Below are 18,960 nucleotides of genomic sequence, written 5' to 3' on the forward strand. Positions count from 1 at the left end.
CCCTACTTCAGCACCGCGGGCAGGGCGGCGAATTCCTGGCGGATCAGGTCGTCTAGTGAACGGCCTGGCGTCGAAAGCCACTGATTGAGGGCGCGCTCGACGAGCAGCATGCCGACGGCCGCCAAGAGCCGGCATTCGCTGTCGGGGGCGGGCATCCGGCGTCGTTCCGCGATCACCTGAGCGACGGTCTCGGCGTTGGCCTCGTGGTTTTTGCGTTCGCGGCCCAGCAACACGAGCGACGATGCGACGGCGTCGTGGTACTGCGCGATCCGTTTACGGATGCGCTTGAGTCCTGGTGCAAGCAACGCGAATGAATTCGCTAACGCCTCGAAGTCTGATGCCTCCTCCGGTTGAGCGAGGTAGACCCCGCTCACGGCGTCGATGAAGTCGTACTCGCCGAAGAAAAGCACCGACTCTTTGGTTGGGAAGTAGCGGAAGAAGGTCCTCGGCGAGACGCCCACCCTCTCGGCGATCTGGTCCGTGGTGGTCTCGTCGTAACCGTTGGTGCTGAACAGGTCCAGGGCCGCGTTCAGCAGAGCATTGCGGACCCGGTCCGCATGCGCGTCCCGCGGTGATCGGTCGCCCCGGGCCATCCGCCATCCCCTTTCCCGTCTGGGTGTCCCGACAGTACAACGACTCCGGGTGCCGGCACATCGTTGACACTCGTGGTGATACCGACGATACTTCCCAATATATGACAGTGCACTGTCATAGTGATACTTGAGCGCCAGCCGGCGCGGGTAGGGAGGATCTCGTCTCAATGACCGAGCTCGGCATGACCGGAACGCTGAACATCAACGATCTGCCCTTCGCGGAGGACCGCACGCGCGCTTGGCGGGAGCTGCGGGAGGCCGGCGAGGCGGTGAGTTCTGGCGAGGAGGTCGTGCTCACCAGTGCCGAGGCCGTCGAGTTCGCGGCCAAGAAACCTGAGATCTTCTCGTCGGCACGGGCTTTCGACCGGCTGGGAAGTCCGGTTCCGTTGGTACCGATCGCGATCGATCCGCCAGATCACACCCGCTTCCGCCGAATGCTTGACCCGTTCTTCGGCCCGAAGAAAATGGCCGAGCGTGAGCCCGAACTACGCAGGCAGGCGGGCGAGTTGATCGATGCCATTGTCGCGAGCGGTGAGTGCGACGTGGTACCCGATCTCGCGACACCTTTTCCCTCCCAGGTGTTTTTGACGCTGTTCGGGCTGCCCATGGCCGACCGCGACCGGCTGGTGAAGTGGAAGGACGCGATCTTGCAGTTCACCGATCCGAGTAGCACCGAAGCGACCCCGGAGGTGATGGCTCATGCGCTGGAACTGTTCAGCTATTTGACCGAGCACATCGCCGAGCGGCGCGCCGATGCAACCGGCAACGACATGCTCACCCAGTTGATCCAAGACACCGACGAGGGCGGAATGTCGGACAACGAGATCCTGGGCCTGTGCTTCATGTTCGTGCTGGCCGGGCTCGACACCGTCACCTCCGCCGTCGGGTTCTCCTTAGCCAGGCTGGCGGCCGACGACGACATGCGCCGGCGTATTGCGCACGACTTCACGCTCATACCGGCGTTTATCGAAGAAATCTTGCGCGTCGACGGTCCTGTTCCGTTTGCGCCACGTGTCACCACGGAGGGGGTCGAAGTGGCGGGCAGGTTCGTGCCCAAGGACACCACGGTCATGCTCAGTTATGGCAGCGCCGACCGCGATCCGCGTCGATACCAGGATGCCGACCAGATTCATCTCGACAGCAAGGTCGTGCACTTCGCATTCGGGCGTGGACCGCACCGGTGTCTGGGTTCACATCTGGCGCGTCTCGAACTAAGGCTGATCCTCGAGGAGTGGCACTCACGCATTCCCGAATACACTCTGGCGCTGGGCAAGCCGCCACAGATGCCCTGGCCGACCGGGACGATGTCGCTGCAATCGGTGCCGCTGAACATCAAGCCGTCGTCGAGGGGTCAATAGATCTCGCGGCTGTCGCGGAACGCTCATCCGACCTTGGGGATGATTTCCTCGGCTACCCACTGCATGTGGTCGAGGTAGGCGCTGAGCCCGTCCAGCGCTGGTGGGTTAACCCACGTGTCCGTGACGCCGCGCTCGGCCAGCATGTTGCAGTTGTCGATGACCTGCTGGGCGCTTTGGCCGAACTGCGCATTCGGGTCGTCGACGATGGCGTGCTCCTGACCGACGGACAACACCGCCAGGCTGTAGAACACCGAAAACGGCCGGTCGTCGAACCCGGGCTGCGAGCGTAGGTAATCCAATTTGGCCGGCAGCTCGTCGGGCTTGGTGAGCCATGGCGCCCAGCCATCTCCGAACCGGGCCGCCCGGCGCAGTACCGCGTCGGCGTCTCCGCCCATCCACACCGTCGGGTGCGGTGTGGAGATCGGCTTGGGCCCGAACGCGATGTCGTCGAACTTGACGAATTCACCGTCGTAACTTGGCGAATCGCTATGCCACAACTCGAACATCGCCTCGAGATATTCGTCTGCCATGCGGCCGCGCTTGGTGAACGGGACACCGATCGCGTCGTACTCCTCTTTAAGCCAGCCGACACCGACGGTGGTCTGAGCGCGACCGCCACTGAGCCAGTCGAACGTTGCGATCTGCTTCGCGGCGATGATCGGATTGTGCAGCGGCAGAATGGTGACCATCGAGCCGACGGTGATCGTCGAGGTGGCGCCTGCGACGAAGGCCTGGGCAGTGGTGGCGTCGAAGTAATGATCCCCGGACAACTCGAGATGAGCCGTCGGGGTGAGGAAGTGCTCTGGCAGAAATACCATCGAATAACCCAGCTGCTCGGCGTGTTGGGCGACTCGCGCAATGTCGGCACCGGAGAGCTGATGTTCCCAGGGCTGCGTGATGGCGGCGACGTGCATGCAATTGGGTAGGTAAACCGTGAATCTCATCTGGCGCCTTCCGATTTCGTGGTCCGGGGGCGGAGCGCCGACTGATGGTTCTCGCGCACCCGACCGTGGCCCGCCCATTATGGCAGTCTACTGACAAACGTCAAGGTTCCGGCGGCGGACCCAGCCGGTTCGGCGCCCGGTCAGGTCACGCCGTCGGCGAACCATGAGTCTGACGTTGACTGTGACAGTGGACTGTCATATTGTGGGTCCAATCCCTGGTTGTTGCGAAAGGCGTGTCACGTGGCTCCGAACCTGTTTATAGCGCTCACCAACCCGATCGAGGGTGAAGATGATGCCTTCAACAAGTGGTATGACGCTCAACATGTACCGGAGGTGCTCGACGTTCCGGGAGTGGTTGCGGCGCAGCGTTACGACATCACCGAACTGAAGGTGCCCGACGACGAGGATCTGCCGGCCCAGCTCCCGCCGCCGACCCACCGTTACATGGTGATCTACGAGCTGGACAACGAGCCCGATGTCGTCATGGCGGAATTTCTAAAACGTGTCATGGCCGGAACCCTCACACTAGGGGAGTGGCTTGATCTGACCACGGTGTCGCTCACGGGATGGACGCCGCGCGGCGAACGCGTGCAGGCGGACCGCTAGTGGGCGAGCTGCTCGCCGGTATTCGCGCCCAGCGGGCGTGTCGGCGATTCGACCCGGACGGCAAAGTACCCGATTCCGACGTCGAGCAGATGTTGGCGGCCAGCGTGCACGCGCCGAGCGCGGAGAATTCTCAGCCCTGGACGTTCATCGTGGTTCGCGACGAGGGCAACCGTGCACTTCTCGCGTCTTGGTGGACGGAGACGTGGAATGCCGGCGGCGGCGACTTCGTCAAGCAAAGTGTCGAAGACAAGGTGCTGGTCGCCGACCTCGAATTCGGTTTCAGCAAAGGCGGCTTCGCCGCGGCGCCGGTTGTCATAGTGGTGTGCGCCGACACGGATCGCGTGCAGGAGATCTATGCACCGTCGTCGATCTACCCCGCCGTGCAGAACATGCTGCTTGCCGCTGCCGACCTGGGATATGGCTCGTGTCTGACCACCGGTCTGACTACCTTTGGTGTCGATCGTGTGCGGGAACTGCTGCAGCTGCCGCAGAACCTGATACCGATGGCCGCGGTCTACGTGGGCCTGCCCGCACGCAAGCTTTCACCACCGCGCCGCCGCCCGGCGACGTCGGTGACCTACCGCGAGGCTTTCGGTAACCCGTGGTGACCAGAACGGAGAGCTGCCAATGCCATTGGCGATAACCGAAGATCATCGCGCGCTCGCCGAAGTCGCGGCCGCGATGGTGGCCGGGCGCGCGGGCACCGTGGGTGCCCGCCGGATCCTGCTCGACCGCGAAAAGAGCGGTGCGTGGTGGTCGACCGATGGGCTCTGGAAAGAGATGGTCTCCACCGGGTGGCTTGGGCTGCACATCGACGAAAGATTCGGCGGTCAGGGTTACGGACTGCCTGAACTGACGATTGTGTTGGAGCAGCTCGGTCGCGCCGCGGTGGGTGGGCCATTTCTTCCCACGGTCGCGGTGTCCGCGGTGATCTCCGAAGTAGGGACCGACGAGCAGCGTGAGCGGTGGTTGCCGCGGCTGGTATCCGGTGACGTGGTCGCGGGTATCGGCACGAACAGCGATGTCGCCGTTCGTGATTCGACGGTCTCAGCGGCTGCGGTGCCCGCCCTGGCCGAAGCGGCCGCCGACCTTTTCTTGCTTCCTTCCGGCGACGACCTCGTCCTGGTGCAGGCCGGTGACGGGGTCAGCATCCGAACCATTGACTCAGTGGATCAGCTGCTCGCACCGGTGATCGTGGCCAGCCTGGACTCCGTTCACGTCGCCGAGGTTTTCCCCGGCGCAGCCGGGGTAGCGGTGCGGATCCTTCGTCTGCTGGCCGCGGCCGAAGCCGTCGGCGGTTTGGGCGCCTGCACCGAGATGGCCACGGCGTACGCCGCCGGCCGTGAGCAGTTCGGTAGGCCCATCGGCTCGTTCCAGGCGATCAAACATCACTGCGCGAACATGCTTGTCGACACCGAGCTCGCCACTGCCGCGACATGGGACGCCGCGCGCGCCGTCGGTGCGGAGGCCGAACTGGCCGCCACGATGGCCGCCGGACACGCGCTGACCGCCTATCAGCGGGTGTCGCTGCAGAACGTGCAAGTGCACGGCGGCATCGGCTATACGTGGGAGCACGACGCCCACCTCTACATCAGGCGGGCCACCGTCCTGCAGGCCTTCGCCGGTGATCAGGATGCACTGCGGGACAAGGTCATCGCGCTGCAGCTCAACGGCGTGCGCCGGCGTCAATCGGTGGACTTACCCGAGGGTGCCGAGCAATATCGGCAGGCCGCCCTGGATTTCCGTTCCGAACTCGAGGCGTCCAACGCCGTTGAGCGCCAACGGCTCTGGGCGCGTAGCGGCTATCTGCAACCGCACTGGCCCGCGCCGTACGGACGGGCCGCTGACAGCGTCGAGCAGTTGATCATCGAGGACGCCCTGGATGGGTTGGACAAACCCAGCCTCGGACTCGGCGAATGGGTGGTTCCGACGCTCCTGCAGCACGGCAGCAAGGAGCAGGTAGACCGATTGATCTGGCCGAGCCTCGAGGGCGAGCTGCGGTGGTGCCAACTCTTTAGTGAGCCCGGCGCGGGCTCGGACGCGGCGGCAGTTGCCACCAAGGCCACGCGGGTCGCCGACGGCTGGGTGGTCAGCGGTCAAAAGGTATGGACCAGTGATGCGGTGAATTGCCAACGCGGGCTGGCCACCGTGCGCACCGATCCGAAAGCGCGTAAGCACAAGGGCATTACGGCGATGATCATTGACCTCTCCGATCCGGCGGTGCGGATCCGCCCGCTCACCGAGATCACCGGCGAGACGCTGTTCAACGAAGTCTTTTTCGACGACGTCTTCGTGCCCGATCGCGACGTTGTCGGCGCCGTGAACGACGGCTGGAGCGTGGCGATGGCGGCGTTCGGCAACGAACGGGTGTCGATCGGCGGTGGCTCTGTCACCATGACGGCCGAAGCTTTGATCGATCTGTTGGAGCGGCACCGACCCGGCGACAGTGGCGTTGCCCGCGAGGTCGGTGCATTGCTGATCGAGTCCTACACCTTGGCCACGCTGAACCTGCGGCAGGCTGCCCGCGCCGTCTTCGACGCCGGGGCCGGGATCGAAGGCAACATCGCCAAGCTGTTCGGGGCTGAGCATGCTCAGCGGGTGGCAGAGTTGGCGCTGCGGATTGCCGACCGGGCCATCCTGGTCGGTGAGGAACCCGAAGTTGTGCACGACTATCTGTTCAGCCGGTGCCTGACTATCGCTGGCGGTACGTCGGAAATCGTCAGAAACCTGATCGCGGAGCGCATTCTGGGCCTGCCCCGCGATCCGGCGCCTAAGTAGATCGGAGAGCCACATGACCTGTGCCGTCGTCGGGATCGGTCGTACCGAGTACTCCCGCAACTCCGGCCGCACGACCCGCGGGATGGCCGTGGCTGCCTGCCGCGATGCCATCGCTGATGCCGGCCTCACGCCGGCCGACGTCGACGGCATCTGCACCTTCATGGCCAACGACTCCGAGCAGCCGATCTTCGTCGGATGGGCGCTTGGCATCGACGAATTGGCTTGGGCCAACGCCATGTACGGCGGCGGCAATCTCGTGGCTGACCAAATCGCCACCGCCGCCGCGGTAATCGAGGCCGGCATGTGCAAGGCCGTGCTGGTGTACCGGTCGCTCAACGGCCGCTCGGGCTACCGGTTCGGCCATATTGAGGGACCGATGCAGGTGCAGCACCACGACCAGTTCGACACGGCGTCCGGTTTCATGGTGCCGCCGCAGTGGTTCGCGATGTGGGCCCGTCGCCATCAGCATGAGTACGGTTCCACCAGTGAGGATTTGGGGCACATCGCGATCACTCAACGCAATCATGCGGGGCCTAACGAACACGCTCTGAGACGCGAACCGCTGACCATGGACGACTATCTGGCGGCGCGCTGGATCAACGAGCCGTTCCGGGTACTGGACTGCACTTCGGAGGTCGACGGCGCGGTAGCGGTGCTGATCGTCGGAGAGGACATCGCCCGCAACACCAAGCAGCCCCCGATGTGGCTGGTCGGATCGTCGAATTCACAGGGTGGTGCCGGCTGGAGCGAGTGGGACGATCCCACCGAGATGTACTCGCGCACAGCAGGACCGAAGATCTGGGAGAAGACGGGGCTTACCCCTGCCGACATGGATGTCGCCTGCATGTACGACTGCTTCACGTACACGGTGATGGCGACCATGGAGGGTTTCGGCTTCTGCGAGAAAGGCGAAGTGGGCAAGTTCTTCTCGACCGGACGCGCCACCTACGGCGGTGACGTGGTGGTCAACCCGCACGGTGGGCTGCTGTCCGAGGGCTATATTCACGGCCTCAACCACCACTACGAGGCAGCGCTGCAACTGCGCCACGCGGCTGGTGTGCGTCAGGTCGAGGGCGCTCAACTGGCACTGGTTACCGCGGGCGGCGGGCCCTTCGGTGGTGCGAACGTCTACAGCAAGGAGCACCCGTGACGAATCCTGCACTGGTAGCCCCAATTCCGGTACCCGACCCTGATTCGGCGCCGTATTGGGAGGGTCTGAAGAACGGTAAGTTGATGTTGTGCCGCTGCGACGACACCGGGAAATGGATCCATCCGCCGTTGGAACGCAGCCGGTACACCGGTGGTCCCGTGCACTTCGAGGAAGTCAGCGGTGCCGGCACGATCTTCAGCTACATCGTCGTCCGCCAGGCCCTTGTCCCCGGCCGTACGCCTCCCTATGTCGTCGGGCTGGTCGAACTTGCGGAGCAGCCGGGCTTGCGGATCAACGCCGTCATCGACGTCGATCCCGCCGACGTCCGAATCGGACAGGACGTTGAGCTACGCATCGTCGATCTCGGCGAAAGTGGTTATCGCATACCCGAATTCGTCACCAAGTAAAGGCTGGGAGTGGCAGATGGGCAGAATGGACGGTCGCGTCGCCTTCATCACCGGAGCTGGCAAGGGCCAGGGACGGTCGCACGCTGTCCGGTTAGCCGAGGAAGGTGCCGACATCGTTGGTGTCGACATCTGTCGCCAACTCGACGGCGTGCTGTATGCGATGGCGACGCCGGAAGACCTCGACGAGACCGTCAACTTGGTGGAGAAGACCGGTCAGCGGATGATCGCCCGTCAGGCTGATGTCCGCGATCGCAAAACACTACAGGCCGCTTTCGACGATGGCGTCGCAGAATTCGGCTACATAGATACGGTGGTGGCTAACGCGGGGATCGTATTGAACCGGGTCGACGAGCCCGATCCCGAGGCGGCGTGGGAACTCGGCATCGGCGTGCTGCTCACCGGTGTGTGGAACACCCTGCAGATCGCAAGCGCCCACATGATGAAGTCCGATCGCGGCGGTGCCATAGTCGCCACCAGCTCGATGGCTGGTCTGAAGGCACTGACTGACGGCAGCGGCGGCGCGGATGCGTACGCCGCGGCCAAAATCGGCGTCACTGGACTGGTACGGGCTTACGCACAGCGTATGGCAGCCAAAAATATCCGTGTCATGGCGATCGCACCGACCGGTGTCAACACCGCGATGATCGTGGAGAATCCTGCGCTGTTTGAGGTGATCGCCCAGAATGAGCATCTCGCTAAGGCGATGGCAAACGCCCTACCGGTGACGGTGATCGAACCGTCTGATGTCTCGGAGACGGTGTTGTTCCTCGTCTCGGACAGTGGCCGGTATTACACGGGCACAACGCTAATGCTCGACGCCGGCATGAACATGACCTGACGGCTGCTGCCGCACGGAGTCAGCTCAACACCGTGCCGGTGCCCAGGTCGTAATAGGCCTCCGCGAAGCGGCCAAGCACGGCGCCCACGACCTCGACCGAATACATCTGGTCGGGCGCGATCGCCCACATGCAGAAGCCCCAGGCCGGGCTCTGGCGATACGCGGTCCACATGGACTCGCGGTCGGGTAGCGAGGTGGCGCCGGCGTCGAGCAGCCGGCCGCGATAGTTGTCCAGCAACTCGCGCTCGTGGGCCCGCCGAAGCTCCGGGGATAGCGCGGCGATCAACGCATAGCCGACGTCGTGTGACCACGAGCCGCGCCGAATCAGCTGCCAGTCGAGGAGACCCATTCGGCCGTCGGGCAGCACATACGTGTTGCGTGGGTGTGGATCCCCGTGCAGCACCGTGACCGGCTCGCGGGCCACCCGGTCCTGGAGTCTCCAGAAAGCGGCCTCCATTCCGTCCATGTCAGTGCCGGCAGCATCGAGCAGCGCCTTCTTGTAGGGGGCATCAACGAGAGCGCGGATTATCGCGAACCCGTTGTCGCGCAGAAAGTGTGCGAACCCGCCGGTGACGGGGTCCTGTAACCAAGACAGGTCGCCGCCGTTCGCCAGCCGTCGGCTGCCCCAGAACGGAGCGTGCAGTTGGCTCAACGTTGCGAGCAGCGCGTCGGCCTGCTCGACAGTAAGGCCGGCTACCGCATCGGGGACCTGCGCGCCGCGCAGTGTGATGTCCTCTCCGAGGATCAGGAACTGCGACGGGCCGTCGAGGTGGTCGGCGAAGTAGGTCGTCATGGTCTCGACGCTCAGGTCTGGGCGCAGGTCGCGGTAGAACCTCGTCTCGTCGTCGTACAACACGGTCCCGCCGCCGCCTTCGGACAGCGACTCATCGAACGCCTCCGGCAGGTCGTGCACAGTTCCCAATTGCGTTTTGATGAAGAGCCGCTGTGGAAGTCGGGTTTGCGGATCGGCGTAGGCCACGTCGAGGTGCAGGTGCGAGGTAGTGCCCTGCCAGGTGTGCCCAATCGTGACGCGGGTGACCGTCGCCTCGGGATCGTGTCGGCGTAACAGCGACGTCAGAATCGCAGGCGTGATGTCCTCGGCGGACTGAAGCGTGACGTGCAGGGCTTGTCCGGTCATCACAATCCTCATCTGTGAGATTCAACAATGACAGTCGACTGTCACGTTATCACCGGACCCAAGGCATGAACTGGTTTTGGGACCCTTTGGATGGACCGGCTTACTACCTCGTCTTGACCGGCCGGAACAGCGGCACCCACACCCGGCTGTCCTCTTCGCCCGAGAGCGCGGTCCAGTCTTCAAAGAACACCTCGACGGCCATCCCGACGCTGATCGCCTCCGGGGCAACGTCGACCACATTCGAAATCAACCGGGTATCGGGTTCCTCGGCAAGCTCCACCATCGCCACGATGTAGGGCGGTTCGAAACCAGGAATCCAGTTCTGGCGGTTCACCGTATATGCCGCGACTGTTGCCCGGCCGGAGACGGGTTCTGGTGCAACGTCGGTGCTGCGACAGCGCCAGCAGGCCGGGCCCGGCGGGTGAAAGAAGTGGCCGCAGCCGTGGCAGCGGGTGATCAGTAATTCGCCGTTGCGACCACCGGTCCAGAACGCAAGCGACTCGGCGGTAGGGCTGGGCGCCAATCGCAACTGGGGACGTTGGTAGTTCATGATCCGACCAACGATCGACCGATCACCAGCCGCTGAATCTGGTTGGTGCCCTCGAAGATCTGGGTGATCTTGGCTTCGCGCATGTAGCGCTCGACACGGTAATCCCTGGTGTAGCCGTAGCCGCCGAACACTTGCACGGCGTCGGTGGTGACCTTCATGGCGGCATCGGTGGCGATCAGCTTCGCCACGGAAGCGTTGCGCGAGTACGGCAGTCCTGCGTCGCGGCGCCGCGCCGCGTCCAGGTACGTGGCACGCGCGGAGTCGACCGCGGCAGCCATGTCCGCCAGCAGGAAAGCCAGGCCCTGATGGTCAATGATCTTGCGACCGAACGTCGTTCGTTGCTGAGCGTAGGAAACGGCCTCGTCGAGGGCTGCCTGCGCCAGTCCGACGGCTACCGCGGCGATGCCCAGGCGTCCGGAATCCAATGCACTGAAGGCGATCTGCAGGCCCTGCCCTTCGGCGCCGATCCTGCGTTGGGCAGACACGAGCGCATTGTCATAGTGCGCCGTGGTGGTCGGAATGGCGTGCAAGCCCATCTTCTCCTCGGGTTTGCCGAACGTGAGTCCTTCGGTGTCTTTATCGACCAAAAAGCACGAAATACCTTGTCCACCTTCACCAGTGCGGGCGAATAGGCTGTAGAAATCGGCTATGCCGCCGTGGGTGATCCAGGCCTTGGCGCCGTTGACGCGGTAACCACCGTCGGTCGCGGTGGCCTTGCAGGTCAGGGCGGCGGCATCGGAACCGGCCTGCGGCTCGGACAAGCTGTAGGCGCCAATCGTGTGACCACCCAGCATGGTCGGCAGCCACTCCTGCTGCTGTTCGTCGGTGCCGAACGCGATCAACGGATGGCAGGACAGGACGTGGACGCTGACTGCTACGGCGACTGCCGCCCACCGAGCCGCCAACTCCTCGAGAACCTGTAGGTACACCTCGTACGGTTGCCCGCCACCGCCCCACTGCTCCGGGTGCGGCAGTGTCAGCAGCCCGGTCTCACCCAGGGTGGCAAAAACTCCCTCGGGATAGGTCTCGTTCTTCTCATGCTCATCGACGATCGGATCAAGCACCTTGTCCGCGACATCGGCCGCCAGTCGAACCAGTTCGCGTGCTTCGGGTGTCGGCAGCAGTCGGTCAACGGTCATGGATGGCTGTCCTGCCACTCGCAACCGGTCAATTCGGCAGAGATGTCCCAGAGTCGTCGCGCGCTGTCCGCGTCGCGGGCCTTGTGTCTGAGTGTGGTGGGCTTTGGTTTTCCCCACTGGTGCATCAGGCCGCGCGGCGCGATGTAGGTGCCGTTGGGCAGCGTCGTGGTGATCGCCTGAATGGTCGAGCGGGCACCGTCGGCCGGGCTCTGCGCGATATGTGGCGAGAGCACTCGGCCTGCCCACTGCAACACGCCCGAACCGTTGCGGGTGATCCCGGTGTCGGTCATGCCGGGATCGGAGGCGTAGGCGGTCTTGCCGCGGGCGACCAGTTCGCGCACGAACAACAGGTTCGCCAGCTTGGACTCCCCGTACGCCGACCACGGGTTGTAGCGGCGATGGTGGTAGTTGAGGTCGTCGAAGTGCATACGGGCGGTGTTGTAGTTGGTGCTGGCCACCAGCACGACCCGGTCGCGGATCCGGTCGCCGAGCAGGCACGTCAACGCGAAATGGCCTAGGTGATTGATGCCCATGTGAGCCTCGAAGCCGTCGGCTGTCCGAGTCAGTGGCAAGCCCAACACACCGGCGTTGTTCACCAGCACGTCGACGTAGTCGACGGTGTCGGCGAACTTGCGCACGCTGGTGAGGTCGGCCAGATCCAGCTCGCGCACCGTGACGTCGCCGGGCATCGACGCTGCGGCTTGGTGCGCCTTCGTCAAGGAGCGGCAGGCGATGACCACTTCGTGGCCGGCAGCGGCCATTGCGTGCGCGGTCGCCTTCCCGACGCCACTGTTTCCACCGGTGACGATAATGCGCACGGTGCGACGGCCTCCTTCGTACAGTCCACACAAACAGTAAACTATTTATCGCTTTGGTGAAACGGTGAGGAGAGATGTTGAGAGATACCCACCCGACCAGTCCGGTTCAATCACTCGGATGACGTGGCTCGAGCGGATTTGCGCAGTCCACGAACGCAGTGAACGCGTGGCGGTCATCGGCGAAGTGGGCTCTGTAAGTGGACGCGAACTGATCGGTAAGGCGGTCGCGGCCGCGGACCTGCTCTGCGACCTCAACGTGCCGGCAGGTCAACCGATCCCCGCGTTGCTCACCACCAATGCCTGCGCGCTTGCCCTGCTGTTGGGCGGCGCCGCCGCCAACAGACCGCTCGCTTTACTTGGGCCGCGGCAGACTCCGACAGAGCTGGCCGCAATGGTGCGTCGGAGCGGCTCGCCAGTCCTGCTCGTTGAGGCCGAGTTCGCCGGGGCTGCCCGGCAGGTCGCCGACGCGGTTGGGATACGGGCGGTGACAATACCTTTCCTGCCGGTGTCGGATCGGTCGTTGCATCCGGAACCAGGTCCCACGGCGATCTACCTGCACACTGCGGGAACGACCGGATTCCCGAAGGCCGTTCCACTCACTGAGCGAGTGCTCGACGCTCGCGCTACGCTTTTGCGTCGCCTGATCGAGATTGACCCCGACGACCGCTACGCCACCGGCTCACCGCTGCATCACATTGGGGGACTGGGCAACGTCCTGGTGGCGCTCACGGCCGGGGCGGCGGTTATCTGTACCAACAGATTCTCCTTCGATTGGTGGCACAGCCTGAAGCAACTCGGTGCCACCCACTGTCTACTCGTTCCGACCATGATCGAGATGCTGCTCGGCAAGGGGCTACTCGACGCGGTTCCGCTGAAGACATTGATCTACGGTGCCTCGCCGATCACCGTCGACACGTTGCGACGCGTTCTTGACGTGTTGCCCGACGTCGCGATGGTCAGCCTCTACGGCCAAACCGAGGGCAGTCCGATCACCAGCTTGGGCCCAGCGGACCACCGGTTGGCCGCGGTTAAGGATCGCGACATTCTGTCTACCGTCGGCCGGCCGGTGGACGGCCTTCGCCTGCAGATCGACGAGCCGGACCCGGCAGGAATCGGCGAAGTGTTCGCCGCCGCGGCCCACCTTTCCGGCCAGGCGGCCGACGGATGGCTGCGCACCGGTGATCTGGGTGTGGTGGATGCCGACGGTTATCTCCGCCTCTGCGGTCGTCGGCACGACATGGTGGTTCGCGGTGGAGAGAACGTTTATCCGCTGGAAGTCGAGAATGTGCTCAGCGCCCACCCCGGGGTTGCCGCCGTCGGCGTCGTGGGCGTGCCAGAGACGCGACTCGGAGAAACCCTGGCCGCGTTCATAGTTCCTACAGATTTGGTGCATCCGCCACGGCCCGAGGAGCTAGGGTCTTTCGCCCGGGTCAAGCTCGCCGGTTTCAAGATTCCACAGTATTGGTATTCGGTCACCGAGCTGCCGCTGAACAGTGCAGGCAAAGTCGTTCGCGCCACACTTCGGGCGGCACATCTTGAGCGTCAGCACGGCGCGTCAACTTGAGTTATCTGCACACGCCGGACCAGGAGGCGGGGGCGTCGCGCTCCCGAGGATCTGGCGTAGGCGCAACTGTCGGAGCCCTACCCGTTGGCCCATCTCACCGATGGGAATCCCGATCAGGGTCGGCCAGGGCGTGGTCTGCCTGTACTTCTATGGTGACGCACCTGGACCTTATCCGTTATATAGTTTAACGTCTGGATCTATGCCCACTGCCGTGCGAAGCCGATCAGCTCAACGGGTGGACCAAGGTGCACTTTTGGACCCAATTGTGGCGATGCAGGCCACACGTTCGAGCCGCCAACCATGAAGCGTTGGAAATCGCTGGCTGCTTTGATCGCCGGCGCAGTTGCCATCGCCGGGCTCCTGTTGTCGTCACCACCGCGTGTACATGCCGCTCCGGCGCCCGAGGTCGAGTACGTGTACGACGTGGTGGTGCGGCGGCATTACGGATTTCCTGACAATGACGCGCTGGGCTATGGCCACGGAATTTGCGACAAAGTCGGCCGGGGCGAGGGCTACGGGCAAGTCATGGGTGAGGTCAAGAGTGACGTCACCCCCAACGATGAGTTCGCGGCTAATTACCTAGTCTCCTATGCGGTTAACTTGCTTTGCCCTGAGCTGATATGGCAGCTGCGGAACTCAGCCGCTGGCTACCAACCTCCGGGCGGAGCATCCGCGCCCGGTACCTATTACTGAGGCAACCTTTTTGTACTCACTCAGGGCCTGACTACCCGCACTCGATGTTACGACAAGCGATGGCTCGCAGGCAGCCACCGGGTCTGCTGCACGATCAGGTCTACATGTCACCTATCCGTGCAGCAGACCCGTGTTCTGCACCAAGGATATTGGCGTCTGCGACTGAAGAATCGCGTGTGTCCACTAGACTGGCTGGTGTGCGGGTCACATTAGACCGGGGTCGATCGCGAGCGCCTTCCAGCACTTAGGTCATTATCGGCGAGCCTGCGTTACCCTGACCACTTATCTTCTAGATAGATCGTCATTGAATCCTCTTGTCTGCGAGAGGATGTCCCGTGTTCAGTGGAACTTCGGTGGCGCTCAGTGAGCATCGGCGGTTACTCCTGGCGGGTCCGGTCGTCGGCGTAAAGCCCTGACGGCAATCGTTCGTCGTCAGGCAGCGCGTCGCCGGTTTTCACCGTGATGTGCTTGGACAGTAGCCAGCGCCCATTTTCACGACGAAGGTGATCGTGATAGCGCCCTACAAACGACATCTCGGCGGGGCCCTCTTCAGGTACCAGCGACACGATCACATCGCTCCAGGCTCTGGCATCGTTTCCATAGATCTCGATTACCGGTGCGTACACGAAATGTTTGATCCTGTGCGGGATCTTCGGTTGCGTCCCGGGCAGTCCCTCGATGATCTCTTTGCGCCCCCGAAACGTGTTTCCACCCCACGGCAGCACACCATCCGGGCAAAATAACGCCGCAAGTTCGGGCCATCGACGCTCATCGAGTAGCTGAGCGTGCAACGCGATAACGCGTCTGATCGCTTCGTAGTCGTTCACGACCATCCTCTCTGAAGGCGCACAAGCACCGATTTAGCCGACTAGGGCTGGCCCAGCAACAACTCGAAGATATCCCGAGCTCCGTGGAACTTCGGTGGCGGTCCGGTGAGCACCAGGTTGCGCCTGTTGACGACGGTTGAAGACCCGGCCAGTTGCGACGGTTGAAAAGTAGGCCACCCGATCAGATTGGATGGGGTGATCTCTTGGAAGACTGGGCCTTGATCAGGCATCTTCACCGCAGCGAGGGTTTGTCGCAGCGGGCTATCGCACGACAACTTGGCATCGCGCGTGACACCGTGGCGGCCGCGGTGGCCAGCCATGGTCCGCCGAAGTACGAGCAGGATTCCCGACCCGCAAATCGTTGGGGGACATCAACTTCGATCATCAACCCGCACTCAACCGGGACATGGTCGCTCATCTGGGTACAGGGGCGTTCCTGGGCAAGGCCCGCAACGTGGTGCTGCTCGGCCCGCCGGGCACTGGCAAGACCCACCTCGCGATCGGGTTGGCGATCAAGGCCGCACAGGCCGGGCACCGAATCGCGTTCGCCACCGCGGTGGACTGGGTCGCCCGGCTCAAAGGCCGCCCACAACGCCGGGCGACTACCGGCCGAGCTGGCCAAGCTGCGCCGCATCGGGCTGCTCGTCGTCGACGAGGTCGGCTACATCCCCTTCGAACAGGACGCCGCGAACCTGTTCTTCCAACTGGTCTCCCGCCGCTTCGAGCACGCCTCGCTGATCTTGACCTCCAACCTGCCCTTCGCCCGCTGGGGTGATGTGTTCGGAGATCAAGTGGTAGCCGCGGCCATGATCGACCGCATCGTCCACCACGCCGACGTCCTGACCCTCAAAAGCTCCAGCTGCCGCCTCAAAGACACCGGAATCGACACCTTGCCCTCCGCCAGAGCCGACAACACGGCACAATAACCACGACCACGTGGCCTACTTTTTCACCGTCGCTCCTGGCCTAGTTTTCGACCGTCGTCAACAGCGCCCACCTCGTCATCGTGCACGACAACTCCAGGTTCGGAGATCTCACGTTCCGGCGCGGCAGGAAGCGTCGGTCGGTGCGGGTGCACACTTTTCGACCGGAATCACCTGCTCACTTTTCGACCGGAACCGACAGACCGGCACCCGTCGTCCGCCCAGCGCCTTGACCGCGCTACTGGAAGCGGCTGAAGAAGCTGCTCGAGGGCGCATTGATTAAGGTGTCGGGCGGTGGCCAGTCGAAACTAGATACCGTCTCGGTGCGCGACATGCTCGCGGCGTCTGATCGCTGGCGAGCGCGACGCCCGACGACTCGCTGACTACCCAGTGCCCGGATGCGGATCAAACACGGCGCCTTGATTGGCACCCTCTGAGCGCGCGGATCGACACCTTCAACACTGGCGAGGATGACCAACTGGGCGCCCTCACCAATGTGGCAGCCGAAGCGGCGACTCCACTGCCAGCGGGGCCGGCGGCGGGCCAGGCCAGATCGTCGTCGACGACACCATCGCCGCCCGGCCGAGCGCCAAAGTCCTGCGGGCCTTCGCGCAGCGCGCTACGCTGCGCCAGGTTGTTGGAGTGCGGGTCGATACTGTCGTGGCCGCCTCGGCACTGCCAACCCGAGACGGAGATCGAGGATCGTTACCTGCCCCTATACCTGGAGCGTAGAGGCCGGTTGGATGATTACCTGCAGCGAATGCCATCTGGGCCCATGGGTTCGCCACCGGCGCGTGGACGCGCTGCCGCGCTGCGGATATGTGGAGGTGATCGTGAATGGCTACCAGTGGAGATGACGTCGACCGGATGCAGGCGGCGATCCTGGCGGCCATGATGGACCACGACACGTCAGCCTTGAGCACTCGTGATGATGACTTGTCCCGCATCAGCGTCGCGGCCCTGGTCGCTGACGACGCCCTCGGGCGAACAGTGTCTTCGCGTGACGACATCCGCATAAGGGGCGACGGCGTGACCGGGGTGTCGGGCGGGTGTTCGAAGTTGCCTGCGTGATGGCCGGATTTCAACGCCTGGCCACCGCGGTCGGGGTAGCCCAACAGGGCGATAAAGCGCTCGGACACCAACTCGACGCCGATATACGCCGCCGCACCGACCTGCTGCTGAGGTCCCCACCCGGCGCCGGATCGATCATTTTGACCCTCACCCCCGCGACCTCACCGATCGCCGAAACCGGCCACGACGGCGGAAAGGTCGGCATGTTCGCCGAACTCTCGAAACTGAAGGCCAGTTGCTCGACACCGCAACCGGTACGGCGATCGATGTGTTCAGCGCCGCCAACGACATCGGACCCAGCCCGCACCATTGGGCTTTGTGCAACAGCTCACCGAGATGGGCCGCGTACTGCCTCAGCCCTACGCGATCTGTCCAAAACGCTGGACCGCGCCCGCTGCGACATCGAAATCGACTGGCAGCAACCATCGCGCGCCATCCACCGCGTCATGGTGTCGTCAACTGCAGCCGCCCACGTCGCCGCCACTGTCGAAACGCCGACTTCGATGAACAACCCGTACACATCTTCGGCGAATACCGCGCTATCAACGCCGTCTCGTGGCTCATCCAGCAAGACGACGGCGACACCATCACCGGCAAACTCGGAGAAATGGGATGGATGAAGCCGCCGGCCTCGCCGTCGGCGACCGCGTCGGTATCGAGGCTCATGAATATCGAAAACATCCGCGGCGGCAGTATCAAACCGCCTACACCGCCCAGCCGTCCACGGCTCGGCGACCGACATTGAGTCTAAGTTAGCCAGGAGGCTTTATCCTCCCGGCGAGCCGGTGGTCCAATCGCTTTAGCAAATGACAGAGGAGAGCAAATGGCTGTTGACCGCCAGCGATCCAATAGTGCTGTGCAGAAGATTCTGACAGGCACTATGAAGGCGCTTAACCGAAAGGGCACCCAGAAGCTCTCGGTGAGTGACATTTGCGCGGCGTCACAGGTAGCGCGTGGCACTTTCTATCGTTATTTCGACAGCAAAGACGACGTTTTGAGGCACCTGGGACGCCACTTCGAGGAGGGCGCCGCAGAGGCGTTCGCAAAAGCTATCGCGGCTACTCCCGATCCTTCATCGCGGGTCAAAGTCGTTATGGATACTCTGACCGGCTATAACGCCGCCGGAGCGGATCTGACTCGGATGTTTGACGTAGCACCAGAGTTCACGTTGTCGTTAATCCGTGACATATTCCCGAACTTGATTGACTTGGTCGTCGAAGCGCTTGGTCCGGCCACCCACGAGTCACCGCTGGTGATGAGTGGAGCATTGACGGAACGCCAACTTGCAGATCTCTTTCTGCGCAGTGTGATATCGACTTTGCTCCTGCCCGGAAGCCAGCAGGATGAGGTTCCCGCGGTCGTGACGGCGCTGTTCGCCGCGAGCCCAAACAGCACTGAGGCAAGGCCGGCAGCGGCGACCTCTACCTGATCGGAGGACTCGGCGAGGCCGCCCGGCAGTCCCGTACCGGCACTTCGTCGAATGGTGAGTAGGCAGGGCCAAGGCACCCGGCGAAGCCGGGTCATGCGGTATCTGTTTGAGATGCGGATCACGCGGCGGTGTCG

At 63.5% G+C, this 18,960-nt stretch carries 19 protein-coding genes and 1 pseudogene; 13 read left to right on the plus strand and 7 right to left on the minus strand.

Annotation, left to right across the window (positions count from 1 at the left end; translation table 11 throughout):
- Positions 1-2: 2 nt before the first annotated feature.
- Positions 3-593 (minus strand): TetR family transcriptional regulator, encoded by a 591-nt coding sequence (locus OCU_RS32250; protein WP_009953878.1) that lies wholly within the window; start codon positions 591-593, stop codon positions 3-5.
- Between the two features lie 167 nt (positions 594-760).
- Here OCU_RS32250 and OCU_RS32255 point away from each other — a divergent pair, with 167 nt between their 5' ends.
- The gene (locus tag OCU_RS32255; RefSeq protein ID WP_009953879.1) at positions 761-1,951 is read left to right on the plus strand and encodes a cytochrome P450; all 1,191 of its coding nucleotides are present in this window, start codon (positions 761-763) and stop codon (positions 1,949-1,951) included.
- Between the two features lie 23 nt (positions 1,952-1,974).
- Here OCU_RS32255 and OCU_RS32260 read toward each other — a convergent pair whose 3' ends face one another.
- The gene (locus OCU_RS32260) at positions 1,975-2,895 is read right to left on the minus strand and encodes a TIGR03619 family F420-dependent LLM class oxidoreductase (RefSeq protein WP_020188801.1); all 921 of its coding nucleotides are present in this window, start codon (positions 2,893-2,895) and stop codon (positions 1,975-1,977) included.
- Positions 2,896-3,135: 240 nt separating this feature from the next.
- On the opposite strand from OCU_RS32260, the gene OCU_RS32265 reads away from it, so the two are divergent.
- The 6 genes from OCU_RS32265 to OCU_RS32290 are packed head-to-tail and all read left to right on the plus strand — an operon-like array spanning position 3,136 to position 8,674.
- A complete protein-coding gene (locus OCU_RS32265) occupies positions 3,136-3,501 on the plus strand; it encodes a DUF4286 family protein (protein ID WP_009953881.1) in 366 nt (121 codons plus the stop codon).
- Positions 3,501-4,109, plus strand: a complete 609-nt coding sequence (locus tag OCU_RS32270) for a nitroreductase (protein WP_009953882.1) — start codon at positions 3,501-3,503, stop codon at positions 4,107-4,109. The genes OCU_RS32265 and OCU_RS32270 overlap by 1 nt, the downstream gene beginning before the upstream one ends.
- Before the next feature lie 19 nt (positions 4,110-4,128).
- On the plus strand, positions 4,129-6,279 hold the full coding sequence (locus tag OCU_RS32275) for an acyl-CoA dehydrogenase (RefSeq protein WP_014379543.1): 2,151 nt from the start codon (positions 4,129-4,131) through the stop codon (positions 6,277-6,279).
- Positions 6,280-6,292: 13 nt separating this feature from the next.
- The gene (locus OCU_RS32280) at positions 6,293-7,429 is read left to right on the plus strand and encodes a thiolase C-terminal domain-containing protein (RefSeq protein ID WP_009953884.1); all 1,137 of its coding nucleotides are present in this window, start codon (positions 6,293-6,295) and stop codon (positions 7,427-7,429) included.
- Positions 7,426-7,836 carry a Zn-ribbon domain-containing OB-fold protein gene (locus OCU_RS32285; protein WP_036390490.1) on the plus strand — a complete coding sequence of 137 codons (411 nt, stop codon included), beginning with the start codon at positions 7,426-7,428 and terminating at the stop codon, positions 7,834-7,836. Before OCU_RS32280 ends, OCU_RS32285 begins: the two co-directional genes overlap by 4 nt.
- A 16-nt stretch (positions 7,837-7,852) precedes the next feature.
- Positions 7,853-8,674 carry a mycofactocin-coupled SDR family oxidoreductase gene (locus OCU_RS32290; protein WP_020188800.1) on the plus strand — a complete coding sequence of 274 codons (822 nt, stop codon included), beginning with the start codon at positions 7,853-7,855 and terminating at the stop codon, positions 8,672-8,674.
- Between the two features lie 19 nt (positions 8,675-8,693).
- Here the strand turns inward: OCU_RS32290 and OCU_RS32295 are convergent, their stop codons facing one another.
- The 4 genes from OCU_RS32295 to OCU_RS32310 all read right to left on the minus strand — a co-directional run bounded on the left by OCU_RS32295 (position 8,694) and on the right by OCU_RS32310 (position 12,319).
- Positions 8,694-9,812 carry a phosphotransferase gene (locus tag OCU_RS32295; RefSeq protein WP_036458407.1) on the minus strand — a complete coding sequence of 373 codons (1,119 nt, stop codon included), beginning with the start codon at positions 9,810-9,812 and terminating at the stop codon, positions 8,694-8,696.
- A gap of 103 nt (positions 9,813-9,915) precedes the next feature.
- Positions 9,916-10,362 (minus strand): Zn-ribbon domain-containing OB-fold protein, encoded by a 447-nt coding sequence (locus OCU_RS32300; RefSeq protein WP_020188798.1) that lies wholly within the window; start codon positions 10,360-10,362, stop codon positions 9,916-9,918.
- Positions 10,359-11,501: an acyl-CoA dehydrogenase family protein gene (locus OCU_RS32305; protein ID WP_009953890.1), complete on the minus strand. Its 1,143-nt coding sequence runs from the start codon at positions 11,499-11,501 to the stop codon at positions 10,359-10,361. The genes OCU_RS32300 and OCU_RS32305 overlap by 4 nt, the downstream gene beginning before the upstream one ends.
- On the minus strand, positions 11,498-12,319 hold the full coding sequence (locus OCU_RS32310) for an SDR family NAD(P)-dependent oxidoreductase (protein WP_009953891.1): 822 nt from the start codon (positions 12,317-12,319) through the stop codon (positions 11,498-11,500). The genes OCU_RS32305 and OCU_RS32310 overlap by 4 nt, the downstream gene beginning before the upstream one ends.
- Positions 12,320-12,437: 118 nt before the next feature.
- On the opposite strand from OCU_RS32310, the gene OCU_RS32315 reads away from it, so the two are divergent.
- Positions 12,438-13,883: a class I adenylate-forming enzyme family protein gene (locus OCU_RS32315; RefSeq protein WP_009953892.1), complete on the plus strand. Its 1,446-nt coding sequence runs from the start codon at positions 12,438-12,440 to the stop codon at positions 13,881-13,883.
- 300 nt (positions 13,884-14,183) lie between these two features.
- The gene (locus OCU_RS50265; RefSeq protein WP_020415599.1) at positions 14,184-14,576 is read left to right on the plus strand and encodes a DUF732 domain-containing protein; all 393 of its coding nucleotides are present in this window, start codon (positions 14,184-14,186) and stop codon (positions 14,574-14,576) included.
- A gap of 377 nt (positions 14,577-14,953) precedes the next feature.
- On the opposite strand, the gene OCU_RS32320 is transcribed toward OCU_RS50265, so the two are convergent.
- Positions 14,954-15,409 carry a nuclear transport factor 2 family protein gene (locus tag OCU_RS32320; protein WP_009953895.1) on the minus strand — a complete coding sequence of 152 codons (456 nt, stop codon included), beginning with the start codon at positions 15,407-15,409 and terminating at the stop codon, positions 14,954-14,956.
- Between the two features lie 331 nt (positions 15,410-15,740).
- On the opposite strand from OCU_RS32320, the pseudogene istB reads away from it, so the two are divergent.
- The 4 genes and pseudogenes from istB to OCU_RS50280 form a co-directional block, all read left to right on the plus strand.
- Positions 15,741-16,329 (plus strand): annotated as a pseudogene (gene istB / locus OCU_RS32325) (IS21-like element helper ATPase IstB); the annotation flags it as partial.
- Between the two features lie 834 nt (positions 16,330-17,163).
- A complete protein-coding gene (locus OCU_RS32330) occupies positions 17,164-17,397 on the plus strand; it encodes a hypothetical protein (RefSeq protein ID WP_014379546.1) in 234 nt (77 codons plus the stop codon).
- Positions 17,376-18,017: a hypothetical protein gene (locus OCU_RS50275; protein ID WP_014379547.1), complete on the plus strand. Its 642-nt coding sequence runs from the start codon at positions 17,376-17,378 to the stop codon at positions 18,015-18,017. The genes OCU_RS32330 and OCU_RS50275 overlap by 22 nt, the downstream gene beginning before the upstream one ends.
- 203 nt (positions 18,018-18,220) lie before the next feature.
- The gene (locus OCU_RS50280; protein ID WP_225323321.1) at positions 18,221-18,826 is read left to right on the plus strand and encodes a TetR/AcrR family transcriptional regulator; all 606 of its coding nucleotides are present in this window, start codon (positions 18,221-18,223) and stop codon (positions 18,824-18,826) included.
- The last annotated feature ends 134 nt before the right edge of the window (positions 18,827-18,960 follow it).

It is taken from the genome of Mycobacterium intracellulare ATCC 13950 (assembly GCF_000277125.1).
GTDB classification, from domain to species: domain Bacteria; phylum Actinomycetota; class Actinomycetes; order Mycobacteriales; family Mycobacteriaceae; genus Mycobacterium; species Mycobacterium intracellulare.

What these genes read in the sequence shown, in the direction of transcription:
- OCU_RS32315 (WP_009953892.1), top strand. Translation starts at nt 12,438, where the DNA reads ATGACGTGGCTCGAGCGGATTTGCGCAGTCCACGAACGCAGTGAACGC.
- OCU_RS32280 (WP_009953884.1), top strand. Translation starts at nt 6,293, where the DNA reads ATGACCTGTGCCGTCGTCGGGATCGGTCGTACCGAGTACTCCCGCAAC.
- OCU_RS32330 (WP_014379546.1), top strand. Translation starts at nt 17,164, where the DNA reads ATGGCTACCAGTGGAGATGACGTCGACCGGATGCAGGCGGCGATCCTG.
- OCU_RS32290 (WP_020188800.1), top strand. Translation starts at nt 7,853, where the DNA reads ATGGGCAGAATGGACGGTCGCGTCGCCTTCATCACCGGAGCTGGCAAG.
- OCU_RS32275 (WP_014379543.1), top strand. Translation starts at nt 4,129, where the DNA reads ATGCCATTGGCGATAACCGAAGATCATCGCGCGCTCGCCGAAGTCGCG.
- OCU_RS32320 (WP_009953895.1), bottom strand. Translation starts at nt 15,409, where the DNA reads ATGGTCGTGAACGACTACGAAGCGATCAGACGCGTTATCGCGTTGCAC.
- OCU_RS32250 (WP_009953878.1), bottom strand. Translation starts at nt 593, where the DNA reads ATGGCCCGGGGCGACCGATCACCGCGGGACGCGCATGCGGACCGGGTC.
- OCU_RS32300 (WP_020188798.1), bottom strand. Translation starts at nt 10,362, where the DNA reads ATGAACTACCAACGTCCCCAGTTGCGATTGGCGCCCAGCCCTACCGCC.
- OCU_RS32305 (WP_009953890.1), bottom strand. Translation starts at nt 11,501, where the DNA reads ATGACCGTTGACCGACTGCTGCCGACACCCGAAGCACGCGAACTGGTT.
- OCU_RS32260 (WP_020188801.1), bottom strand. Translation starts at nt 2,895, where the DNA reads ATGAGATTCACGGTTTACCTACCCAATTGCATGCACGTCGCCGCCATC.
- OCU_RS32295 (WP_036458407.1), bottom strand. Translation starts at nt 9,812, where the DNA reads ATGACCGGACAAGCCCTGCACGTCACGCTTCAGTCCGCCGAGGACATC.
- OCU_RS32255 (WP_009953879.1), top strand. Translation starts at nt 761, where the DNA reads ATGACCGAGCTCGGCATGACCGGAACGCTGAACATCAACGATCTGCCC.
- OCU_RS50265 (WP_020415599.1), top strand. Translation starts at nt 14,184, where the DNA reads ATGAAGCGTTGGAAATCGCTGGCTGCTTTGATCGCCGGCGCAGTTGCC.
- OCU_RS50280 (WP_225323321.1), top strand. Translation starts at nt 18,221, where the DNA reads ATGGCTGTTGACCGCCAGCGATCCAATAGTGCTGTGCAGAAGATTCTG.